At 67.7% G+C, this 2,451-nt stretch carries 1 protein-coding gene; it reads left to right on the top strand.

Annotation, left to right across the window (positions count from 1 at the left end; translation table 11 throughout):
- On the top strand, positions 1–2,442 hold the full coding sequence (locus tag ACT6S0_RS27505; RefSeq protein ID WP_444766903.1) for a heavy metal translocating P-type ATPase: 2,442 nt from the start codon (positions 1–3) through the stop codon (positions 2,440–2,442).
- Positions 2,443–2,451 lie beyond the last annotated feature (9 nt).

The following is a 2,451-nucleotide window of genomic DNA, read 5'->3' as shown; positions in this document are numbered from 1 at the left end:
ATGAACTCACTTGCACCCACCACTCAGGCGGCAGATGCGCGCCGCTGGACATTCCCCATCGCAGGGATGACCTGCGCCTCCTGCGTCGCCCGAGTCGAGAAGGCCCTTGCGAAGGTGCCGGGCGTCCGCGAAGCCATCGTCAACCTGGCAACCGAGGCGGCCACAGTTGACACAGCACCAGAAGTCAACCTCAGCGCATTGCGAGCTGCAGTCGAGAAGGCCGGCTACGACGTCCCTGAGCAGTCGCTGACCTTGCAGGTCGACGGAATGACCTGCGCGTCCTGCGTGGCACGCGTCGAAAAGGCGCTGTTGAAGGTTCCGGGCGTCATAGGCGCGGAAGTGAACCTCGCTACCGAACAAGCCCACGTTAAGCTGGTGGCAAGGGAGGTGGACATCGCCGCGTTGCTGCGCGCCATCGACCGGGCCGGCTATGCCGCGCGCGCCGCGACCGAGTCCGAGGCAGGCGCAGTGGGCGTGCAGTCAGCCAAGGACTCCCGCATCAAGCGTCGCCTTCCCGATTGGTGGTCGGTTGCAGTCGCCGGTGTGCTGTCTGCGCCACTGGTGCTGCCGATGCTTACTGCATTCGCCGATCAGCCTTGGATGTTGCCCGGCTGGCTTCAGCTTCTGCTTGCGACGCCCGTGCAGTTCTGGCTCGGGGCGCGCTTCTACCGAGCCGGCTGGAAAGCGCTGCGCGCGGGTGCCGGCAACATGGACCTTCTTGTCGCCTTGGGCACCAGCGCCGGCTACGGCCTCAGCGTCTACCAGCTCTGGCAGCACGGCGAGCACGCGATGGCTCATCTGTACTTCGAGGCCTCGGCGGTGGTCATCACGCTGGTGCTGCTCGGCAAATGGCTGGAGGGGCGCGCCAAGCGACAGACGACCGAGGCGATCCGCGCGCTGCAAGCCCTGCGCCCCGACCGCGCCCGTGTGCGCCGAGACGGCGCCGACGTGGACGTGGCCCTTGCCGACGTACGCGTTGGCGACCTGGTGGTCGTCCGCCCAGGAGAGCGGGTGCCCGTAGACGGCGAAGTCGTCGAAGGTGCCAGCGAGATCGACGAGTCCATGATCACCGGGGAGAGCCTGCCGGTTGCCAAGCACCCGGGTGACCGCGCGACAGGCGGATCGGTCAACGCCGAGGGCCTGCTGCTTATTCGGACGTCGGCGGTGGGGGCCGAGTCCACCTTGGCAAGGATCGTTCGCCTGGTGGAGTCGGCGCAGGCTAAGAAGGCACCCATCCAGCGCCTGGTTGACCGCGTCAGCGCCGTGTTCGTCCCGGTGGTCATCGGCATCGCGGCAGCCACGCTGCTGGGCTGGGGGCTGGGTACCGGCGACTGGGAGCGTGCCATCCTCAACGCCGTTGCGGTGCTGGTCATTGCCTGCCCTTGTGCGCTCGGCCTGGCCACGCCAACCGCGATCATGGCCGGCACGGGCGTGGCTGCACGCCACGGCATCCTCATCAAGGATGCCGAAGCATTGGAGGTGGCTCACAGCGTCAAGGTCGTCGCCTTCGACAAGACCGGCACGCTGACCGAAGGCAGGCCTGAGTTGGTGACTTTCGACGCGGTGGACGGCGACGACGCTGGACTGCTGGGTGCAACCGCGGCCATCCAGGCGAACAGCGAGCATCCGCTGGCGCGCGCGGTCATGGAGGCCGCCAAGCGTGAGCGTGTTGGCGCGCCGACGGCCAGCGATGTGCGGGCCGTTGCCGGGCGTGGCATGGCTGCGGTCGTGCGCCGGCGCGAGCTCAGACTCGGCAGCAGCCGCTACATGCAGGAGCTGGGCGTCGAACTGTCGGCCCTGGAGGCGCGCGCGCAGACGCTGCGGGCAAGCGGTCGAACGGTGTCCTGGCTCGCGGACGTGGGTGAAGCACCGCGGCTGATCGGGCTGCTGGCCTTCGCCGATGCGCCCAAGGCCTCTGCTGCCCGAGCGGTTGAGGGGCTGCACCGCTTGGGCATCAGGACGGTGATGCTCACCGGGGACAACCAGGGCAGCGCCGATTCCGTGGGACGCCAGCTCGGCATCGATGAGATCCGCGCCGAGGTGCTTCCCGAGGACAAGGCGGAGATCGTCACCGCTTTGAAGCACGGCGGCCACCGGGTGGCCATGGTGGGCGACGGCATCAACGACGCGCCGGCCTTGGCTGCGGCAGACGTAGGCATCGCGATGTCCACGGGCACCGACGTGGCCATGCATGCGGCTGGCGTCACACTCATGCGCGGAGACCCGGCTCTAGTTGCCGATGCCATCGACATCTCTCGGCGCACCTACGCCAAGATTCGCCAGAACCTGTTCTGGGCCTTCATCTACAACGTCATCGGCATCCCGCTCGCCGCCTTCGGGTTGCTGAGCCCCGTCGTGGCAGCCGCCGCGATGGCCTTCAGCAGTGTCAGCGTCGTCACCAACGCGCTGATGCTGCGCAACTGGAAAGGGACTCAGCAATGAGCACGGTCA

Source organism: Roseateles sp. (assembly GCF_052436255.1).
GTDB lineage: Bacteria > Pseudomonadota > Gammaproteobacteria > Burkholderiales > Burkholderiaceae_C > Pelomonas.
The sequence above is the reverse complement of the archived record's forward strand: the minus strand, read 5'-3'. Positions and strand labels throughout refer to the sequence as shown.

Bases quoted from the DNA above. Each gene is read 5' to 3' on its own strand.
- ACT6S0_RS27505 (WP_444766903.1), top strand. From the start codon at position 1: ATGAACTCACTTGCACCCACCACTCAGGCGGCAGATGCGCGCCGCTGG.